The following is a 20,217-nucleotide window of genomic DNA, read 5'->3' on the forward strand; positions in this document are numbered from 1 at the left end:
TATGACCTAGTTTAATTGGTATTGAAATTCAATTAACATTTTAAAACAAAAATATTGACATATGTCATTACAAGCAATTACATTAGCCAAATAAATAATAACAACGTCAAACTAGGCATACGGAAAATGTTACATTTACAAAAAGAGCCCCAAGAAACGCTCGAAATACAGGAAATCTACATCCCATACGACTCTGCTCAGAGGTTAAAAAGCGCATTTTCACATCTACGAATGAGTGATGATAGTGCATGGTTAAATTCTAAAGAGTGGTTAGGAAGTACTGTTAAACACAGCCTCCCCAATAATATTGTGGAGACCATTGAAGATTTCACCCGCTCAGAACAACAGTCAGCGTTAATCATTCGAGGGCTTCCTGTCGATGCTGACCTGTGTTCAACTCCTTACCAAGGCTACCTACCTCCAAGTAAAACGCCTTTAGCAAGTGCCTGTCATATTGGCATATATCAATTGGCCAAAATCGAACCTATTGCTTATAAGACCGAAAACAATGGATTTCTATTTAGGCATGTTGTTCCTTCCATTCATTCTAGGAACGAAAAGTCTTCTCACGGTTCAACACATACTTTTGGCCATCATGTAGACAATCCAGACCTCCCCTTATTGAGTGAAAACATAAGTCAGAAAAGTGGTTGTCCTGAATACCTATCACTTATGGCCCTTCGCACAGATCTAAGAGTTCGCTCTAACTTCGTGCTGTTAGACGACATCCTGAGCAACCTAAGTCAAGGAGTCATTGAGGCACTGAGCTTACCTCAATTCCAGATAGCTCGACCTGATTCATTTGGACAAGACATTCGCACTGTATTGCCTCTCCTCACTTACGATAAGTCTGGGATCGCACTTTGCCGTTACGACAAGGAAAATACAACGCCGCTCAATGAACAAGCTGCTGCTGCATTGGTGATGCTAGATGCACAGCTGAAAGAGACTAGCTTGCAAAATTCAATTACTTATCAGCCAGGAGACCTACTGATTATTAAGAATCAAAGATTGCTTCATAGCAGAGAAGGATTCTCTCCACGTGACGACGGTACCGATCGCTGGCTAATGCGTCTGTTTGGTATGAAGTCACTATCACGACTAGTGCAAGCCTACCCTGACGTAAAACACATAGGAAAAGACTAAAAAGGAAAATTATCATGGAAATAAAAAATGTAGCGTTTGTTGGCTTAGGTGTTATGGGTTACCCAATGGCCGGGCATATTTCTAAAGCCGGATTTAACACTCGCGTTTTTAACCGTACGGAAACCAAAGCGAGAAAATGGGCGACTGAATATTCTGGTGAATTTGCCATTACACCCGCTGCGGCTGCGAAAGGCTGCGATGTGGTTGCAATCTGTGTAGGGAATGACGACGACGTTCGAAGTGTAGTCTTTGGGAAAGATGGCGTACTAGTCAGCATGGAAGCTGGGGCAGTGCTGATTGACCATACAACCACTTCTGCTGAGTTAGCCCTTGAACTCGCAGACGCCTGCTCGGCTAAAGGAGTACAGTTCATTGACGCTCCTGTTTCAGGTGGTCAAGCAGGTGCAGAGAACGGTGCGCTGACCATTATGTGCGGAGGAGATTCAAATACGTTCAAAAGCCTATCTCCCTTACTTAATACATACGGCAAACAATCTGTGTTGCTAGGAGAAAATGGGCAAGGTCAGCGTTGCAAAATGGTGAATCAAGTTTGTATCGCTGGGATATTGCAAGGCTTAAGCGAAGCACTTCAACTTGCTCAATCGTCAGATTTAGACGTAAAGCAAGTCGTCAATGTACTCAAGCATGGCGCTGCAGGTTCTTGGCAAATGGAAAACCGCGCAGTCACCATGTCTAATAATGAATTCGACTTTGGCTTTGCCATTGACTGGATGCGCAAAGATTTAGGCATCTGCCTAAACGAAGCAAAGAAAAACGATCTTCGCCTCCCAATGACTAAAGAGGTGGACGGTATGTATCAAACACTTCAAGAGCAAGGGTTTGGTCGAATGGATACATCCGTTTTAATACAAGCATACCAAAAACAATAAGGAGCAAAATACTATGGAATGGCTAGGTAATGATATTACCCTTTGGGTTTTAATTGCTCTGATGATTTCAGCGTTTGCTGCTGGTTTCATTGACAGTGTCGCGGGAGGTGGTGGTCTTATATTAGTTCCATCTTTTATATTGGCGGGGTTACCGCCTCAGATCGCTTTAGGCCAAGAGAAGATTGTCAGCACTCTAGGCACTATAGCTGCGATACGTAATTTCATGCGAAATAAGTGCGTCGTTTGGACCGCTGTTGCAACGGGTATCCCCGCAGGGCTTGCTGGGGCTTACTTCGGTGCTGAGGCTATTTTATATTTCGAGCCAGAGACTATTGGTAAAATCATTTTGGGAATGCTGCCTATTGGTATCGTTTTATCGTTTATTCCCAAGAAAAACAACGCTTCATCTGAAGAGAAACCAATCAATAAGCATGTTATTTTGTTCGGCGTTCCTTCGGCTGTTTTTGTCATTGGTTTTTACGATGGCTTCTTCGGACCAGGGACCGGAAGCTTTTTAATCCTTGCGCTACATTACCTTTTAAGGTTTGACTTAGTCTCTGCATCAGCAACATCAAAGTTGTTCAACTTTGCCTCCAATATTGGTGCGCTGATTGCGTTTATGCTGGCAGGTAACGTCCTCTATGCGTTGGCATTGCCTTTGGTTGCAATGAACTTACTAGGAAATCACTTTGGAAGCGCTTCTGCAATGAAATATGGTGCAAAGCTTATCCAACGAACAATCTCACTCTCGTTGACGCTTCTCATGTGCTCACTTGGCTATAAATTTTTAGTCGCGTAATCCATGTATAAGGTTCGCGTCAAACTAAGCGGCCCATCGGCCGCTTATAATTTGAAACTAGTTTGAAGATGCCTGCAGCGTCACACCAGTATAAGCACTGTAAGCATCAAGCATGACATGGTAAGTGCCTGGCGCAGCTTGGTCGAAGCGACAAGTCTCACTGTTGCCATTGCGATAAGGTCGACAATCCCAATTTGACTTCGATGCAGGAGAGCCGTACTTAACATAGAGGTCAACATCACCGCTGCCTCCTTGAGTTGTAAAGGTTAAGCTCTTTTGAGTGGCAAGTTCGAAGGTGTAACTTTGCTGACTTGAGCGTGCTCCAGACAACCCTGTTTTCGGCACGCCATCTTTTAGTACATTGTCAACGGGAGGCTCAATATCGGTGGCATTCGCTAGTTCCACCACATACGACAGTCCAAGCTTTGTAAACTTCACCGCGTGACCACCCGTTGGGTCAGAGTTCTCTAATGTATCTTGAGAAGTATGAATCTTAGGGTTGTAATCATTGAACTTAGATTCAAAAGGCATTGCCGCAGAGTAACCCGCATTATGCCAAGAGGCATGATCTGAACATGCGTAACCACATCGATCATATCCATAAGTCAAATCTGGAATATAGGTATCAATTAAGCTAGCTAAGAACTGAGTCAGGTTACTGTCGGTGTAGTCTGTAATAAAGACAATGTCTTCTGCAGATCCTTTGTAGTTAGTCATATCCAACTGCAATACAGAGACGACATTTTTGCCCTGAGCTTTATAGTGATTTGCAATATCTTGCGAGCCTCTTAAACCAACCTCTTCTGCCGCATATGCCATAAAGGCAACGGAACGTTTGGGCTTGAAGTTGTTCTCAGCTAACACTCGAATAATTTCACTCACACTAGCGATCCCCGAAGCATCATCATCCGCCCCTGGAGCAATTGTGTGTTCATCGGTGTGCGAGCCAATTGTAGAATCTAGATGTCCACCAACGATCACCCACTCATCTGGCTTTTCACTACCTTCGATAGTTAGAACAACCGATTTTTGGTTGTATCCTGAGTGAGCAACTTGCTCTACGTTTGCCTTTGTCATCGACGAAGACAAATTACGCCATTCATTGGCTATCCAATCTGAGGCTTGCGCTCCTGATGTTGTAGTGTAAAAACGGTTATTGAAGCTTGTTAAAGAGCGGATTGTGTTAGTAAGTTGCGATGCACTGACCAATGGTATCCAAGTATTAAGGGTCGACTGCTGAGAAGGCTTGGGTAATATGAACTGAGCCCTGCTTTGTGGCATTGCGCTCGCGGCCATGGCGCTTTGCGCTGAAGCATGAACCATATAGCCGCCACATCGGTGATGCTCTTCATGCATGTTATGCGAAAGCTCAGCCAGTTGAGCAGTCTCAACTTGACCAACCCACACGTCACCACTGCTCGCAATTGAGTGAGGCAGAATAGATTCTGCTTGCGCTTTCGCGACGGTACTAGCAGCATCGGCACCAATAGAAATCCAAACTTTATCTTCTGCATAAACATTTAAGCATGCCGTAGTTAATGCCATCGCCAACAGCGTTTTTGTATATTTCATTATCCTCTCCAAAGGGGTTTTAAGCCCTAAAAAGTTAGAATAATTATTCAAACATTGAGAAATATTGCTTTTTCATCAGTTTGTAGAGAAAAGTTGTCACCGTTTTATCAATAGATAAGTTGAATAATTAACATGAAATAGATACAAAAAAGGCGACTCATTGAGCCGCCTTTCATTACTAACTTTGGCTATTAGCCGATGTGCGTTGCGCCGCCCATGTACTTCTGTAGTACAGCAGGGATTGCGATACGACCATCTGCCTCTTGATTGTTTTCTAGAATAGCAACCATTGTACGACCTACTGCTAGACCTGAACCGTTTAGTGTGTGCACTAGCTCTGGCTTCTTCTCGCCCTTGCGACGGAAACGCGCTTGCATACGGCGAGCTTGGAAGTCCCACATGTTTGAACACGATGAGATCTCACGGTAAGTCTCTTGAGCCGGAACCCAAACTTCTAGGTCGTAAGTCTTACGCGCGCCGAAGCCCATGTCACCCGTACATAGAACCACTTTACGGTAAGGAAGCTCTAGAAGTTGCAGAACTTTCTCAGCGTGACCAGTTAGCTCTTCAAGTGCATCCATTGAATCTTCTGGCTTAGTGATTTGTACAAGCTCAACTTTGTCGAACTGGTGCATACGAATCAGACCACGAGTATCACGACCGTAAGAGCCCGCTTCAGAACGGAAACATGGCGTATGCGCCGTCATCTTCAGTGGCAAGTCTGCTTCATCAGAAATAGTGTCACGAACCATGTTCGTCACTGGCACTTCAGCAGTAGGGATTAGAGACAGTTTACGTGGCTCTTCATCGTTTACTTTCTCTTCTAGCGGCTCAGTGTGGAACAGGTCTTTACCAAACTTAGGTAGCTGACCAGTACCAAATAGGCTGTCAGAGTTCACCAGGTATGGCATGTACATTTCTGTGTAGCCATGCTCATCTGTGTGAAGATCAAGCATAAACTGAGCGATTGCACGGTGTAGACGCGCAAACTGACCTTTCATCACGATAAAACGAGCACCAGTGATTTTTGTCGCGCTAGCAAAATCTAGACCACCGCCAAGCTCACCTAGATCAACGTGATCTTTCAGTTCAAAATCGTAAGTTTTTGGCTCACCCCAACGAGAGATTTCAACATTGTCATCTTCGTCTTTGCCTGCTGGCACATCGTCAGCTGGTAGGTTAGGAACAGAAAGAGTGATCTCTTCAAGTTTAGCCATTACTTCATCAAGTTCAGCTTTTTTAGCGTCAAGATCGCTACCTAGAGTACCGATTTGCTTCTTGATCTCTTCAGCGCCTTCTTTGTCGCCAGCCGCCATTTTTTTGCCGATTTGCTTGGAGATGGAGTTACGCGTGGATTGTAAATTTTCAACTTCTACTTGAATCGACTTACGTTGCTCTTCAAGTGTACGGATTGTCTCTACGTCTAGCTTAAAGCCACGACGCGCTAGTTTTGCAGCTGTATCATCCAGCTCTGTACGAAGTAATTTAGAATCCAGCATTGTTAATCCTATGCTTTTTTAGTAGTGAAATCGCGCTTAAGCATCGTGCTCAAGCGCCAAAAATAGTTCCCAAAATAGTTGGAGTTGCAGCGCGGCAACAAACCAATTCAGCCCTATGAGCATAGGATCTCTATGTGATTAGGGTGAATTGATGCAGTTAACAAAGCTGCGGCTTCAAGTATGAAGGGATAATTGGATAAATGTATCTAAAATGGAAGCTTATTCATAGCGCTTTTGTGGGCTTTTTGCGTCTAAACTAGCCAAGTAATCTAACTTTTCGCCAATTTTGGTTTCTAAGCCGCGGTTGGTCGGATAATAGTAGCGCGTTGCTGCCATTTCAGGTGGTAGGTAACGCTCTCCCGCCGCATACGCGCCTGGCTCATCATGGGCATAACGATATTCGGCACCATAGCCAAGATCTTTCATCAAATTGGTAGGCGCATTGCGAAGGTGTGGCGGAACTTCATATTCAGGCTCATTGTGCGCGTCGCGAAGTGCTTGCTTCCAAGCCGTGTAGACCGCATTACTCTTTGGTGCACAGGCAAGGTACACAATCGCTTGTGCAATCGCTCGTTCACCTTCCGCAGGCCCAACACGAGTAAAGCAATCCCAAGCCGATAGTGCTACCTGCATCGCTCTTGGATCTGCATTACCAATATCTTCTGATGCAATCGCCAGCAAGCGACGGGCAATATAAAGCGGGTCACAACCTGCAGCAATCATCCTCGCTGACCAGTAAAGCGCAGCGTCAGGATTTGACCCGCGGATAGATTTATGCACCGCGGAAATCAAGTCGTACCAAATGTCGCCTTTATTATCAAAACGCGAGACTTTTTCCCCGGCAACTTCAGCCAATAGCTGCAAAGTGATTTCTTTGTCGCCTTGGTCATCTTCTTGAGCCATATCGTATAACAGCTCAAGATAGTTAAGAGACATTCGCGCATCACCATTAACCAGCTCCGCTAGTCTGTCGAGAACGTTATCGGCAAATTTCGCCGATATCTTGCCTAAGCCACGATTTGAGTCGGAAATCGCTTGCTGCAAAGCCAAATGAATATCTTCTGTCGATAGGGAGGTAAGCTTATACACCCTAGCGCGAGACAACAGTGCGTTGTTTAACTCGAAGGAAGGGTTTTCAGTTGTCGCGCCGATAAAGGTTACCGTGCCATCTTCAATGTGGGGAAGGAATGCATCTTGTTGGGACTTGTTAAAACGGTGTACCTCGTCTACAAACAAAATAGTCCGACGACCACCCAATTTGTTTTCGCGCGCTTTTTCAATTGCTGCCCGAATCTCTTTAACCCCAGACGTCACAGCAGAGACTCGCTCCACTTCTGCATTGGCGTAGTTAGCAGCCACTTCCGCCAGCGTGGTTTTTCCTGTGCCAGGTGGCCCCCAAAGGATCATTGAGTGAATATGGCCCGCTTCTAGCGCTCGTCTAAGTGGCTTCCCCTCTCCCAGAATATGTTGCTGACCTATGTATTGATCTAGCGTTTCTGGGCGCATTCTTGCGGCAAGGGGACGAAAATCTTCATCCCCAGAAAAGTCCAATGAGTAGTTACTCACATTTAATTCCTTTGGTCATCGACCTCAACACCTTCTGGCACAACGAAAGTAAATCTTTCTGGTTTTGGCTTACTAAGAACAATGTTGTTGAAGACAAAGTTACTTTGCTGACCATCTTGCTCTACAACACTAAAACCTTGTACCGCGCCCTTGGCATCAATCTTCAGCTTGAATTGACCTTGATTAGAGTCCACTGCGCTTGGCGTTAGCGTGAATGTATCGCCGTTCTGTTCAACGTTGTAGTTATCCCAGTCGCTGGCACGATTACGAGTCAGCAGAACAAAAGGCGTTTGCTCGGTTGCTTGTTCTTGCCAGTAAATGCTCACTTGCTCGATAAACGGGCTGTAGTACCACAAAGATTTACCGTCTGAAACAAGGACATTTTCGTCAGGCGTTGTTGTTGTCCAACGAAACAAACTTGGGCGAGCAATTTCAACATTGCCCTCACCTTCCATTACGACGTCACCTTCTGGGCTAATTAGCTGCTGAGAAAAGTCAGCGCTAAAACCTTCATTTTTCTGTAATCGTTGGCTCAATTCGTCTTTTGGCGCTGCCATCACTGAAAAACTCATCAGTAGTAATGCGGCAAATTTTTTCATTAAAACTCTTCCTAGTTGTGCGCGTTTAGCTTTGTTATATCGCAATTGAATAACGAGTTTGACCGAATAAAGTTAACTTGGTTCGATTTAAGAATTCAATAACTTAACAGCCGCAGCACTGTTTGAACTTCTTACCACTGCCACACGGGCAAATATCGTTACGGCCAATGTCTTTGTACGGGTTAACGCTTTGAGATTTAGCCCCCATCATTGCTTCGTCTGCCGCTTGCGCGACTTCAGATATCATCAAGTCAATTTGCGGAGACATCTCTTCAAGCGCTGGTGGTGTTTCTATACCTGACGCTTTCATCTGTTCGTGAGTTTGTTCTTCATCAATGGCTAGCATTAACGTAGTCAGCAGAGCTTGAAGCATCCGCAGTGTACCATCGCCAAGGTTCACCTCTGCCCACTGCTCTTCAACCGTAGGCCAAAGCGTCATAAACCCTTCTGCAAAATCGGCTAACTGGTCTCGCTGGCTCGACTCATCCAACAAAGCGAGAAGCGAGTACTCATTACGTTTTAAATAGCTATATTGCTGGTTAATATGGGTTTCGACATCTGCTCGTGCTTTATCAGCCTGCTCTGCAAACACAGACGGCAGCCATGTTTCAGGTGCTAAAGGCTGAGTTGCGAGGTTTGCGGCCAGCGTAAGACCTTCAATAAACAGTGGTGATTCTTCAGTAATTGAGCCTTCGAGTGTCAGTAATTGATACTTCATTATCTTAATCTAGTTTTAACCATAGTTTGGGCGCATTATACCCCTAAGCAAGGCTTGGGGTCACTTCGATACTTTACTCCCTGATTTGATAACCTCTCCTTGTGGTAATTCGACACTCTTCCCGTCACGGCTAGCTATTTGATTTAGTAACTAGCCCTTTTTCTTACTAGCACTTATTTCTCTTTGAGAATTTGCTCATTAGGTGCATCATTCGCCAATGAAACATTTCCTTACATCCTATTGATAGGTTGCGGTCATCAATATGAAAAGATCTAGAATACGCGGTTTCACGCTGATTGAACTGGTTGTCGTGATTGTGATTTTGGGCGTGCTGGCTGTAACAGCGGCACCAAGATTCCTCAATTATCAGCGTGATGCCCATGTTGCCCGTGCCGATGCTGCGTTTGGCGCTTTTGCGAACTCCGTACAACTCTATCAAGCTAAATGGTTAACTCAGGGTGAACCAGAAACACCTGTTAGCTATGGCTCTGGCACTATTTACCCTTCCACTCCGGGCTACCCAATGTCAGTCGGTAGTGCGCCCATTGACCCAACGGTAGGGCCGGTTCGTGGTAGTGACTGTGTTGCAATGTGGAATGCACTAATGCAAGTCGACCTAACCATTCGTCCGTTAACTGGCACCATACTCCCATCAGATACCGATATCGTCTCTTGGTATACCACCAGCAACCAATGCACTTACTATTACACCACTGGCTATAGTAATGGTGAGGAAATGCCTCTATTGCTTTATTCTCCACTAACTGGTGTTATCGAAAAAACCACCGGCAGAAATAATGCGCCGAGTAATTAGACTTCTGAGTACTAAATCTCTAAAATCACGCCTCTTAATTTGAAGACTGATGTTGTGAGAAGAGCGTTATGCGACTAGTGTTGGGCCCAATGGAGGGCGTGTTAGATCATTTGATGCGCGAAATCTTAACAGATATCAATGACTACGATTTATGTGTTACTGAGTTTGTTCGCGTTGTTGATCAGCTACTCCCAGATCATGTTTTCCATCGCTTATGTCCCGAACTAGAACAAGGCTCACAAACTAAGTCTGGTGTACCTGTTCATGTTCAATTGCTCGGACAAGATCCAAACTGGATGGCAGAAAATGCCATTAAAGCGGCGCAATTAGGCGCAAAAGGGATCGACCTAAACTTTGGTTGTCCTGCTAAGTTAGTCAACAAGAGCAAAGGTGGCGCGGCACTATTGCAACACCCTGAACTGATTCACAACGTCGTAAAAGCTTGTCGTAACGCTGTCCCGTCACACACTCCCGTGACTGCAAAAATCCGCCTAGGATGGGACAACCCTGAAGATTGTTTTGAGATTGTTGATGCTATCCAATCTGCGGGCGCCAACGAATTAACAGTGCATGCTCGAACCAAAACCGGTGGTTACAAAGCGAGTGAAATCAAATGGGAATACATCAATCAAATTCGTGAGCGCTTTTCGATTCCGTTGATCGCCAATGGCGAGATTTGGAATTACCAAGATGGTCAAGCTTGTATGGAGACGACGGGTGTCGATTCACTCATGGTATGTCGCGGCGCGTTCAATGTGCCGAATCTAGGGAACGTGGTAAAACACAACCATACTGTGATGCCTTGGTCTGAAGTTGTTGAGCTACTATTGGTTTACTCACAATATGAGATGAAAGGTGATAAAGGGCTCTACTACCCGAACCGCGTTAAGCAATGGTTTTCTTACCTGCGCCACCAATACCCACAAGCCGATGCCCTGTTTAGAGAGATTCGCACTTTTAATAAGGCAGCTCCGATTGTTGAACACATCACTCGCTATCGTGACGAGCTAGCCGCTTAAAACACCAGCTTGTTTTTACCACTGGTTTTCGCCTGGTACAGCTTTTCATCCGCAGCTTTGAACAATTTATCAAAGCTGCTTTGTACATCTCCCTGAATCACTTCGACACCACCAGATACAGTAAAGCCACCTTCTACAGCCTGATGAGACTGAAAACAAATGGCGTGATGAACTCGGTTGATGCTCTTCTTCAGCGCCTCGATGTTGTTACCAGATAAATAGATAACAAACTCTTCTCCACCAATTCGCGCAGCGGCATCACTATCCCGGATACTGAGTGAAATAGTCTCTGCCATATAGGTGATCACACGATCCCCGACATCGTGCCCATAGGTATCATTGATGGCCTTAAAGTCGTCAATATCGAGCACGGATAAAACCGCATACGAGGCATTGGAGCCACCCTGCAGAAAATCTTCTAAGCCACGGCGGTTAAGTAAACCCGTCATTGGGTCTTTAGCAGCAAGCTCCTTAAAGTAGCCGTGCTCGACTCGTGTATTAATGAAGAATAGAACGATGACCGAGAAAACGTAGATAAATAGAGTGACGATTAAACTATAACGTTCAAATGAAAAAAAGTTGCCAATTTCTTTCGGTAAATCAAGCAAGTAGTACAGTGAGTGCTCGCCAACGACTCCATCAATATCAATCGTTTCTAGCCGTAGTGCATTCTGAGGTGGCGCTAATCTCGCACTATCAATAATACTAAGATTTCCCGCCAGTGTTCCTTGGCTATCAAGCAACTCATCATAAGCGATATCAACAGACAGCATCCCTTGATGAACACCTTTATTGAACACAGGCATGGTCATACTCATCACTAAATCGCTCGTCGTGGCAATGGGGGCTGGGCCCGTGAGCGTCACCAAGTCTCGGTTATGAGCCGTTTGATGCCAGAAAGGACGCGCTTTAATGGTCTGGAGTAGCTCTAACGTAATGCTCTTTGCGTAGGTGTCTGGGGAGGACATGATATAGCCCTGTTTATCGATGTAGTGAATCCCCAACAAATAGGAGTCGATATCATGCAAGAAAGAAAGTACGGGCGCTAATGAGACCTGACCTGAGACTCTTTGGTAGTCGGCGCTTGACGGATCGCACAACGACACATCGCCCACCAACATGTAGTTGATATCTACCGCTGGTATTTCTTGATGACGCCCATCAGAGAGCAAAGCAGCATCGATCGGCCACATCTGACATAAATCACCTTTGATTTGTCGATTATGCTCGACTAACAGAATATAGTTGGATTTTGAGTAGTTGGAAAAACTGTAATCAAGAGCCGAAATAACTTTCGCCGCTCTGGATAAAGCAGCATTAATTCGCTCATACTCGTCATTAATGTCTCGATTTACTGAGTCGTAGTAGTTTTTGATCGTAAGTGCCAAAACGATCAAAGCGATGACCAAGGGCATCAAGAAGACAAACTTTAAACTGAAATGCCTGTTAACTTGCATTCCCTTACCACTCATATTAGAAATTTTAAATTAAAAAGCCCATCAATACTGTATAACAGCAGATAGGCTTAGTAGACAAATTAACGCTAATTGTGTCACAAATCAGCATCATAAGTTGGTTAATGACTGTCAGTAAATACCTAATTTAGTAACAAACTGTCGTCAGCCAGTTCTTCTCCTCGCACTTTGGTGAACATCTCAAGTAGATCAGGTACCTGCATATTGGCGCGCTGTTCACCCGCCACATCCAGCACAATCTCACCCTGATGGAGCATCACAGTGCGATCACCACACGCTAACGCATCCTTCATTGAGTGCGTCACCATCATCACCGTCAAGTTAAACTCGGCAACAATTTTCTTCGTTAAATCAATAATAAACGCAGCCATGCGAGGGTCTAGTGCGGCGGTATGCTCATCGAGCAACAGCAGTTTACTATCGGATAAGGTCGCCATAACTAGACTCACTGCTTGTCGTTGACCACCAGAAAGGAGACCAATACTGTCACCTAAACGATCTTCTAGCCCTAGCCCTAAAATGCTGATCCGCTCTTGAAACAACTTGCGACGCTTGGTTGATAGCGACAAGCTCCAGCCACGTTTTTTGCCACGCATATAGGCAAGTGCCATGTTCTCTTCAATAGTGAGATCACCACATGTGCCTGCTAGTGGATCTTGGAAAACCCGAGCGCATTGCTGAGCTCGCTGGTCAACAGTACGCTTGGTCACATCTAAATCATCAATAATGACGCTGCCGCCAACCATTGGGGTTTCTCCCGTCACCGCGCCAAGCAGTGTGGATTTACCGGCACCATTTGAGCCAATCACGGTTAAAAACTGGTGCTCTGGCACCTCTAAGCTCACGCCGCGTAAGGCTCGATTTTCTAAGATAGTGCCCGGATTAAAAGTCACCTGAATATCTTCTAAACGAATCATGCTACTTCTCCTGACTCTTTATCCTGCTTGATTGCTCTTTGACCATCAGCAGGAGGGCTAAGCTTTTTTGATTTGAGGTTTCCTTTAATCTTTGGTGCGATAAGGGCTGCCGCTACCAAGACTGCGGTAACTAAGTTTAAATCCGACGCTTGTAAGCCAAACATTCCAGTACTCAACGCGAAGGCCACCGCTAAGCGGTAGAGAACTGAGCCAACAATAACCGCAACGACTGCAACCCATATTTTTCTGCCAGGTATCAAAGTTTGCCCAAGAATCACTGCGGCTAGGCCAACAACGATAGTACCTACCCCAGACGTGACATCGGCGAAACTATTGGTTTGAGCAAACAAGGCACCCGCAAAACCCACAAAACCGTTTGATAGCGCTAAACCAAAGTAAGTATAAAACGCTGTACTCGCCCCTTGAGCCGAAACCATACGTGCATTGACACCTGTCGCTCTAAGCCCGAGGCCAAAATCACTGTTTAACAACCGCACCACTAGCCAGCCCGATATCAAAACCAAGATTCCGACAATCAAAGGGCGAATCAGCATAGGATCACCGATGGCTTCAAACGGGGTCAAAATGGTCTCTTCCCCAAGTAAAGCAACGTTAGGCCTACCCATAATTCTGATGTTAATTGAGAAGGCTGCGATCATAGTTAAGATAGAAGCAAGTAAATGTAGAATACCGCAACGAACCGCTAAGAACGCGGTGACCCACCCCGTTGCGGCCCCTGCTAAAATAGCCATAAGGGTCGCGAGCCAAGGGTTAATCCCCGCCACTATCGCCGTCGCAGCCACAGCCGCCCCCATAGGAAAGCTACCGTCAACACTTAAGTCTGGAAAATCAAGTACGCGAAAGGTGAGATAAACGCCCAGAGCAACAAGGCCATATAGCAAGCCAATTTCTAGAGCGCCAAAAAATGCAAAAGCAGACATACCAACTCCCTTTTCTGCTAGAGATCAAGACGCCTCAAGCATGTGTTGAATACACTTGAGGCTGAGGTTTATTTCACGCTTGTTGCACGATCTAGAACAGATTGAGGAATAGAAATACCTAGTTTAGTTGCTGCGCTCTTATTGACCACAAGATCAGAACCCTTAGCGACTTTTACGTCCAGTGAACCTGGGTTCGAACCTTCTATAATAGCAGCGACATAATCTGCGGTTTGCACACCCACTTGGTAGTAATCAAAGCCTAAGCTTGCAATGGCACCTTTATCAACATAAGAAGTCGCACCACCAAGCACTGGGGTTTTCGCTTGGTTCGCCGCAACAATCATACCTTCGATTGCACTCGCGACTGTGTTATCCGTTGGCGCATAAAGAACATCTGATTTTGCAGCAATGGCTTGAGTCGCCGATTGTACATCAGCACTTTTCAACGCCGTTGCTTCAATCACTTCAATACCCTGCGCAGATGCACTTTGTTTAAGTAACTCGACCAGTGTGACTGCGTTCGCTTCACCTGGGTTAAACACCACGCCGATAGACTTGGTGTCTGGCAAAATTTCTTTGATCAGCTCGACATGCTGGCTCACTGGAGAGAGGTCAGAAAGCCCGGTAACGTTTTTGCCCGGTTGCTCTAGTTGTTTAACTAGTTTCGCGCCTACAGGGTCAGTTACCGCTGTAAAGACAACCGGAATAGAGCGCGTTGCAGAAACCAATGCTTGCGCAGTTGGCGTAGCAATACCAACTAAGACATCAGGTTTCTCTCCAACATATTGGCGGGCAATCTGCACTGCAATCGCTGGATTTCCTTGCGCAGTTTTATAATCAAACTCAAGGTTCTTACCCTGCTCGTAACCTTTAGCTTTTAAGCCATCGATTAGACCTTGGCGTGTGGCATCCAAAGCTGGGTGCTCAACGATCTGTGACACGGCAACTTTCGCTGTTTTCGCCATAATGCTAGCGGATGAGAGTAATGTGACACCTGCAAGAGCGGCTGTTGCAATGACTTTTGCTGCTTTCATCTTAACTCCTTGATGTAATACCAACGTCCTTGTTCGCTCAAACATCTATCTCTAAGCCTGCTAGGCATTAACCCAGTCAGCCGTTTTCTTAGAAGCTATAACGTGAGCCCATTCATTGAACTTGGTATAAGCAATAATGTTGTGTGAGGGTATATTTAGTATTGTTGTTATTGCACAAATTATGTGCACATCAATATTATTACCAACATGCTGTTCAAAAGAAAAGCAACTTTTAACATTAAAGCAACAAAAGGAGAGACGCGTTGTCGTTTACTGTTTCACAGCATGAATCAATAAGTTGCGCGGAGTTGTCTCTCTAGAGCAAAACTCAGATAAAGTCACCGTGTAGCCTTGTTCTTGCAGATACAGCGCCTTATCTAGCACCAGCCAGAGTTCCAACACGCGGCGAAAAGGTTGCTGTACCAAACTGATACGCTCCATCTGCCAGTATCTTTTTAAGCCCAACTTTTCGTAGTAGCCAAAATCTACTTCGGGCAAATTGATTCCCTTCTGGTCACAGGCCCAGCGACAAAAAGCTTCAAACCCTTCTGCCAACTGAGACTTTTTAATACTAGGAACAGGTTGATACCTGTCAGTTTGCGTGATTTCGCGCGTCAATAGGTCGAAGCCGAGACGAAAAGTCATCTCTTCTATACGATGGCGTTTGACACGCTCACCACCCGTCACCGTTTCCTGTAGAGGGATTCTTAGCTCTTGGCGCGTTAGAGTTAGTATCGAAGCTCGACCAAGCTCAGATAATGCTTGGTAGGTGTCACAGTTTACCAAGTGATAGCAACATGGCGACAAGGTCACCGCAGGAAGTTGCTTTCGCGTTGCGTGGTTGATCAGTGAAACATGCAAATCACCGCATGCATGCAAGGCAACCGCATGTTGATTACTGTTGAATGCCGCTTCGGCTTGCTCACTCAGCGCATCACCTTGAATGAATTGCATCGCGAGACCTTGTTTGTCTGCCTCACGTTGGCCAGACTCGCACAACGCTTGCTGATATTCAAAACTAGTGACTTTTTGCTGAGTTTGGCTAGCAAGAATTCGCCCTAGAAACCCCTTGCCTGAGCACCACTCAAGCCACTCACCACCATGATGGTTGTTGATAGCCGCTTCTCCCATCGAGAGAATTTGCGCTAACTTCCGCCCGGGAACGCCACTTTCAACCCCTCGCGCTAACTCAAGACCTTTGCTGTCAATTTGTGGCAATGTTGTCCAGCCACTAATCTGCTCAAGACAAGGTAGGTAGCATGACATATCGTTAAGCAATGAAGCGTTGTCTTGCTTATAGGAGGTAATTTGCTCTGGGGAAAGACTCTCTAACCAGCCGCACAACGCGGAACTTTGACTAAGCCAAGGCAAAGATTGTTGGTCAGATAGAAAAAATGGTTCGAAGCGCCAGTAGGCTTGATGCTCAATCAAGAACTGATTGAGTAATTGGAATTGGTTTAACATGGCTTCCCCCTGAATGGGTATTTTAGAGGGAAGCCAATCGAGATGCTAGCGTACCGGTAGATCGATGTCTTTAAACATCTCTTCAATTTCGGCGTTTGATTTAAGTGATAAAGCTTGCTCTACCACAGGTCGAGTCAAGTGAGGGGCAAATCGCTCCATAAAGTCAAACATGTAAGAACGCAAGAAAGTACCGCGTCTAAAGCCAATGCTTGTTGTACTCGCACCAAAGATATGGCTTGCATCTATCGCGACTAAATCAGTGTCTTGTTCTTGGTCAATCGCCATACTCGCAATGACACCAACACCAATTCCCATGCGCACGTAGGTTTTAATCACGTCAGCGTCAGTGGCAGTAAACACCACTCGCGGCGTTAGGCCATATTTATTAAAGGCAGTATCAAGCTCAGAGCGGCCAGTAAAGCCAAAAACGTAGGTGACAAGCGGGTAGCTGGCTAAATCTTGAATCGTGACCTTCTCTTTTTGCGCCAATGGGTGTGACTTAGGTACAACGATTGAACGATTCCAGTGGTAACAAGGCAACATAATGGCGTCTTGATACAAGTGCAGCGCTTCTGTCGCGATAGCAAAGTTTGCCGTCCCTTTCGCAATGGCCTCAGACATTTGCGAGGGCGTACCTTGGTGCATGTGCAGCGATACTTTTGGATAGCGCGCAGTAAAGCCTTTAATCACATCTGGTAAGGCGTAACGAGCTTGAGTGTGAGTGGTCGAAATATTGAGAGTGCCCATCTCTGGGTGAGTATGCTCACCTGCAACCGCTTTAATGCTTTCTACACGAGCTAAGATCTCTTGGGAGATACGAATAATATCTTGCCCTGCACTGGTCACTTGGGTTAAATGTTTACCACTACGTTCAAAGATTTGAATACCAAGTTCATCTTCCAATAAACGTACTTGTTTACTGATACCCGGTTGCGAGGTATATAAGCTCTCTGCGGTTGCTGATACATTTAGGTTATGATTAACAACCTCAACAATATACTTCAATTGTTGTAATTTCATTCTCGACCTCGCAATCCCTTATCGACGCCCCATAGTGAGCAAATATAGTTTATAATATTTAGTTATAACGCCAATAGGTTTAAATTGATAGTCCAATCGCGATTAAGGTAAGGAAATACAGGCTGTTTTTGCGCTTGATTGCCCATTTTGCAATCAATTACTCAGAATGAGCTTTTCAATCCGAGTTTTCATTAATAAAATTTATCAATTGGGCGATAATACAAAACAGGTGCAGTAGCTTAGCGGAATCGTGTATGCTTATCTGCTAGCCATTAAAAAACATAAGATACGGAATTTATGAATATTGGTTTAATCATAGCTTTAGTTGCCATCTTACTCGTCTTGATCCTTGGCTATAACATTATGCTCCAGTATAAAGTTAAAGCTGAAACAGCACGAAAACAGGAAAGTTCACGCTACTTACAGATCATAGATGCGACCGAAGAACTCATTGGGCATGCACATCATATGCCTTACAGTAAAGAGCTACTGATGTGTCTCAATACCCGTATTCTAGACGCACTGCAGAGTATGCACGAACTCGACCCGAAAAATAAGCAATTAGAACAACGAGTTGAACACGTAAAGCAACAGATCAAGCAGCTTGAAGAGAATTTCAAAGGTGGCGAAAGCGCGACCTTTAAAGTTCCTTCAAGTGATAAGCAAGCAATTGTTATGCTCAAGTTAGTTAAGCGCTTGCGCGATACTATTCGCAGCGAACACAACAAAGGTCGCTTCGAAACTCAAGCGTATGTTGCTGAGAATGCTCGACTAGAAACCATTCAGATTCGCATCAATATTGAGAACGTCATTAAGCGTTCCAATGATGCTATCGTTCGTGGTCAGCCTGGTACCGCTATTCAGTTGCTGAAAAAAGGTCTTGATGCGTTAAGTACCAAGAATGATAGTTACTCAACACAAGCTCGCGAGAAGCTACAGACCATGTACGATGAGCTTGAAACAAAACGTCAAAGTCGCAATGCTGAAGAGCTTCATCAAATTGAAGAAGATCAACGCAAAGACGATATGGATGCGCTCTTTGGCGAAAAGAAAAAGTGGTAATATAATCCCACTCAACCTATCAAAAAAGGTCGCAATTGCGGCCTTTTGTTTTTAAATAAGCTGTAAAACACGATGATTGAACTAGAACAATATCAAAGCTTACTGGAACCGATTAATGGTTTCCTACAGTGCTCAACGCCAGATAAATGGGTAGAAGAAGCTCGCAAGCCTGAAAACCTTAAAGTCGTTTTGATTGACCATTTGCTGTGTGAGCTTAAGGCTGGTCAGTCGGCCATGTACCTGATTCGCAAGTACGCAGTAGATAAACAAAGCGCGCATAGTCTGCTTGATTGGTTTAAACCCTATGAAGACTTTGCTTATCGTAAGACGGGCAGCCTAGAAACGCTCAAAGGTAAGAGCAATATCTCTAAAGCGATAATGGCGAAATCTGACTCGCCATATAGCCAAGATCTGATCGATAAAATGGTTTTGTTGATTAAAGAAGAGCTCCACCACTTCTATCAGGTGCTCGAAATCATGGACAACAGAAATATCGCCTATGAGCCAGTTCAAGCTAGCCGTTATGCCAAAGGCTTGATCGCTAAGATGGCTACTCACGAGCCACAAACCCTGATTGATAAGCTTATTATCGGCGCCTACATAGAAGCTCGTTCATGCGAACGCTTTGCCAAGCTGGCACCACATATGGATGAAGACATCGCTAAGTTCTACGTATCCCTATTACGCTCAGAGGCTAGGCACTATCAAGACTATCTCACACTCGCTGAAGATATAGCAGGAAAAGATATCACTGAGCGCGTTGACTACTTCGGTAAACTAGAAGCAGAGTTAATTTCTTCACCTGATAGCGACTTTAAGTTTCATAGCGGAGTTCCGGTATCACAACCTGACAAAGCACCTCACCAACCTAAAAAGAGTGATTAAAGTTGCTACCTCAATTGATTTGCAAATTGGGGATAAAAAAGCCAGCGAGCGCTGGCTTTAGAAAGGGACTTACGCGAGAGTCGCGTTAATGTCAGCTAAGACCGCCGCTGGATCGGCAGCTTGAGTAATCGGGCGGCCAATAACTAAGTAGTCAGACCCTGCTTGAATCGCATCAACTGGCGTCATAATTCGTTTTTGGTCACCAACCGCTGCGCCTGCCGGGCGAATGCCAGGTGTCACCAGTTTAAACTCTTTACCTAGCTCGTTCTTAAGCATTGAAGACTCTTGTGCTGAACAAACCACACCATCTAGACCTGAGTTTTTGGTCAGGTTTGCTAGGCGAATAACCTGCTCTTGTGGCGCAATGTTTAAGCCAATGCCTGCTAAATCACTTTGTTCCATACTAGTTAGCACTGTCACACCAATGAGCAGCGGACGATCTTTACCATACGGTTCTAGGATCTCGCGAGATGCTGTCATCATGCGCTCGCCACCACTGGCATGTACGTTTACCATCCACACACCAAGCTCTGCCGCAGCGCGAACCGCTTTAGAACAAGTATTTGGGATATCGTGGAACTTAAGATCTAAGAACACTGAAAAGCCGCGCTTGTGCAATTCTTTGACGAAATCAGGACCAAATAGCGTAAACATCTCTTTACCTACTTTTAGTCGGCATGAGCTTGGGTCAATTCTATCTACAAAAGCGAGTGCATCAGCTTGGTTATCGTAATCAAGTGCAACTATTACTTTTTGGTCGATCATTTCATCTCCTAACTTACTTTAAACAAATCGAA

General features: G+C 45.1%; 19 protein-coding genes. 7 read left to right on the forward strand and 12 right to left on the reverse strand.

Translation table 11 applies throughout. From position 1 onward, the window contains the following. Window positions 1–126: 126 nt before the first annotated feature. From IX91_RS10125 to IX91_RS10135, 3 genes are read left to right on the forward strand one after another with little or no spacing between them, the layout of a single operon-like run. On the forward strand, window positions 127–1,146 hold the full coding sequence (locus IX91_RS10125; protein ID WP_004748906.1) for a TauD/TfdA family dioxygenase: 1,020 nt from the start codon (window positions 127–129) through the stop codon (window positions 1,144–1,146). A 14-nt stretch (window positions 1,147–1,160) separates the two neighbouring features. Further along, the gene (locus IX91_RS10130) at window positions 1,161–2,036 is read left to right on the forward strand and encodes an NAD(P)-dependent oxidoreductase (RefSeq protein WP_004748907.1); all 876 of its coding nucleotides are present in this window, start codon (window positions 1,161–1,163) and stop codon (window positions 2,034–2,036) included. A 13-nt stretch (window positions 2,037–2,049) separates the two neighbouring features. After that, window positions 2,050–2,835, forward strand: a complete 786-nt coding sequence (locus IX91_RS10135) for a sulfite exporter TauE/SafE family protein (protein ID WP_004748908.1) — start codon at window positions 2,050–2,052, stop codon at window positions 2,833–2,835. Between the two features lie 57 nt (window positions 2,836–2,892). Here the strand turns inward: IX91_RS10135 and IX91_RS10140 are convergent, their stop codons facing one another. The 5 genes from IX91_RS10140 to IX91_RS10160 form a co-directional block, all read right to left on the reverse strand. Further along, window positions 2,893–4,380 carry a M28 family metallopeptidase gene (locus IX91_RS10140; protein WP_174329878.1) on the reverse strand — a complete coding sequence of 496 codons (1,488 nt, stop codon included), beginning with the start codon at window positions 4,378–4,380 and terminating at the stop codon, window positions 2,893–2,895. 218 nt (window positions 4,381–4,598) lie between these two features. Further along, window positions 4,599–5,906 (reverse strand): serine--tRNA ligase, encoded by a 1,308-nt coding sequence (gene serS, locus IX91_RS10145; RefSeq protein ID WP_004748910.1) that lies wholly within the window; start codon window positions 5,904–5,906, stop codon window positions 4,599–4,601. A gap of 219 nt (window positions 5,907–6,125) precedes the next feature. Then, the gene (locus IX91_RS10150; protein ID WP_004748911.1) at window positions 6,126–7,472 is read right to left on the reverse strand and encodes a replication-associated recombination protein A; all 1,347 of its coding nucleotides are present in this window, start codon (window positions 7,470–7,472) and stop codon (window positions 6,126–6,128) included. A 2-nt stretch (window positions 7,473–7,474) separates the two neighbouring features. Then, entirely contained in the window at window positions 7,475–8,071 is a 597-nt protein-coding gene (gene lolA, locus IX91_RS10155) for an outer membrane lipoprotein chaperone LolA (RefSeq protein WP_004748912.1), read from the reverse strand. A gap of 103 nt (window positions 8,072–8,174) precedes the next feature. Then, on the reverse strand, window positions 8,175–8,789 hold the full coding sequence (locus IX91_RS10160; RefSeq protein WP_004748913.1) for an SEC-C metal-binding domain-containing protein: 615 nt from the start codon (window positions 8,787–8,789) through the stop codon (window positions 8,175–8,177). 262 nt (window positions 8,790–9,051) lie between these two features. Between IX91_RS10160 and IX91_RS10165 the strand changes: the two genes are divergently transcribed. Then, window positions 9,052–9,603 (forward strand): prepilin-type N-terminal cleavage/methylation domain-containing protein, encoded by a 552-nt coding sequence (locus IX91_RS10165; protein WP_004748914.1) that lies wholly within the window; start codon window positions 9,052–9,054, stop codon window positions 9,601–9,603. A 68-nt stretch (window positions 9,604–9,671) separates the two neighbouring features. Then, complete coding sequence (gene dusC, locus IX91_RS10170) at window positions 9,672–10,622, forward strand: tRNA dihydrouridine(16) synthase DusC (RefSeq protein WP_004748915.1); 951 nt, start codon at window positions 9,672–9,674, stop codon at window positions 10,620–10,622. On the opposite strand, the gene IX91_RS10175 is transcribed toward dusC, so the two are convergent. From IX91_RS10175 to cysB, 6 genes are all read right to left on the reverse strand, one after another. After that, entirely contained in the window at window positions 10,619–12,079 is a 1,461-nt protein-coding gene (locus IX91_RS10175) for a GGDEF domain-containing protein (RefSeq protein WP_004748916.1), read from the reverse strand. The two genes, dusC and IX91_RS10175, sit on opposite strands and share 4 nt — an antisense overlap. Window positions 12,080–12,219: 140 nt before the next feature. Next, window positions 12,220–13,014: an ABC transporter ATP-binding protein gene (locus IX91_RS10180; protein ID WP_004748917.1), complete on the reverse strand. Its 795-nt coding sequence runs from the start codon at window positions 13,012–13,014 to the stop codon at window positions 12,220–12,222. After that, window positions 13,011–13,955 (reverse strand): ABC transporter permease, encoded by a 945-nt coding sequence (locus tag IX91_RS10185; protein WP_004748918.1) that lies wholly within the window; start codon window positions 13,953–13,955, stop codon window positions 13,011–13,013. Before IX91_RS10185 ends, IX91_RS10180 begins: the two co-directional genes overlap by 4 nt. A 68-nt stretch (window positions 13,956–14,023) precedes the next feature. Next, complete coding sequence (locus IX91_RS10190; RefSeq protein WP_004748919.1) at window positions 14,024–14,989, reverse strand: ABC transporter substrate-binding protein; 966 nt, start codon at window positions 14,987–14,989, stop codon at window positions 14,024–14,026. A gap of 270 nt (window positions 14,990–15,259) precedes the next feature. Further along, window positions 15,260–16,453: a methyltransferase gene (locus IX91_RS10195; RefSeq protein ID WP_004748920.1), complete on the reverse strand. Its 1,194-nt coding sequence runs from the start codon at window positions 16,451–16,453 to the stop codon at window positions 15,260–15,262. Between the two features lie 45 nt (window positions 16,454–16,498). Then, a complete protein-coding gene (cysB, locus tag IX91_RS10200; RefSeq protein ID WP_004749651.1) occupies window positions 16,499–17,473 on the reverse strand; it encodes an HTH-type transcriptional regulator CysB in 975 nt (324 codons plus the stop codon). 297 nt (window positions 17,474–17,770) lie between these two features. Here cysB and IX91_RS10205 point away from each other — a divergent pair, with 297 nt between their 5' ends. Then, the gene (locus IX91_RS10205; RefSeq protein ID WP_004743671.1) at window positions 17,771–18,535 is read left to right on the forward strand and encodes a hypothetical protein; all 765 of its coding nucleotides are present in this window, start codon (window positions 17,771–17,773) and stop codon (window positions 18,533–18,535) included. A gap of 72 nt (window positions 18,536–18,607) precedes the next feature. Continuing rightward, complete coding sequence (miaE, locus tag IX91_RS10210; RefSeq protein WP_004743672.1) at window positions 18,608–19,420, forward strand: tRNA isopentenyl-2-thiomethyl-A-37 hydroxylase MiaE; 813 nt, start codon at window positions 18,608–18,610, stop codon at window positions 19,418–19,420. A gap of 69 nt (window positions 19,421–19,489) precedes the next feature. Here the strand turns inward: miaE and pyrF are convergent, their stop codons facing one another. Beyond that, complete coding sequence (gene pyrF / locus IX91_RS10215) at window positions 19,490–20,185, reverse strand: orotidine-5'-phosphate decarboxylase (protein WP_004743673.1); 696 nt, start codon at window positions 20,183–20,185, stop codon at window positions 19,490–19,492. Window positions 20,186–20,217: the final 32 nt, after the last annotated feature.

The sequence above is a fragment of the Vibrio tubiashii ATCC 19109 genome (genome assembly GCF_000772105.1).
In the GTDB taxonomy this organism is placed as follows: Bacteria; Pseudomonadota; Gammaproteobacteria; order Enterobacterales; family Vibrionaceae; genus Vibrio; species Vibrio tubiashii.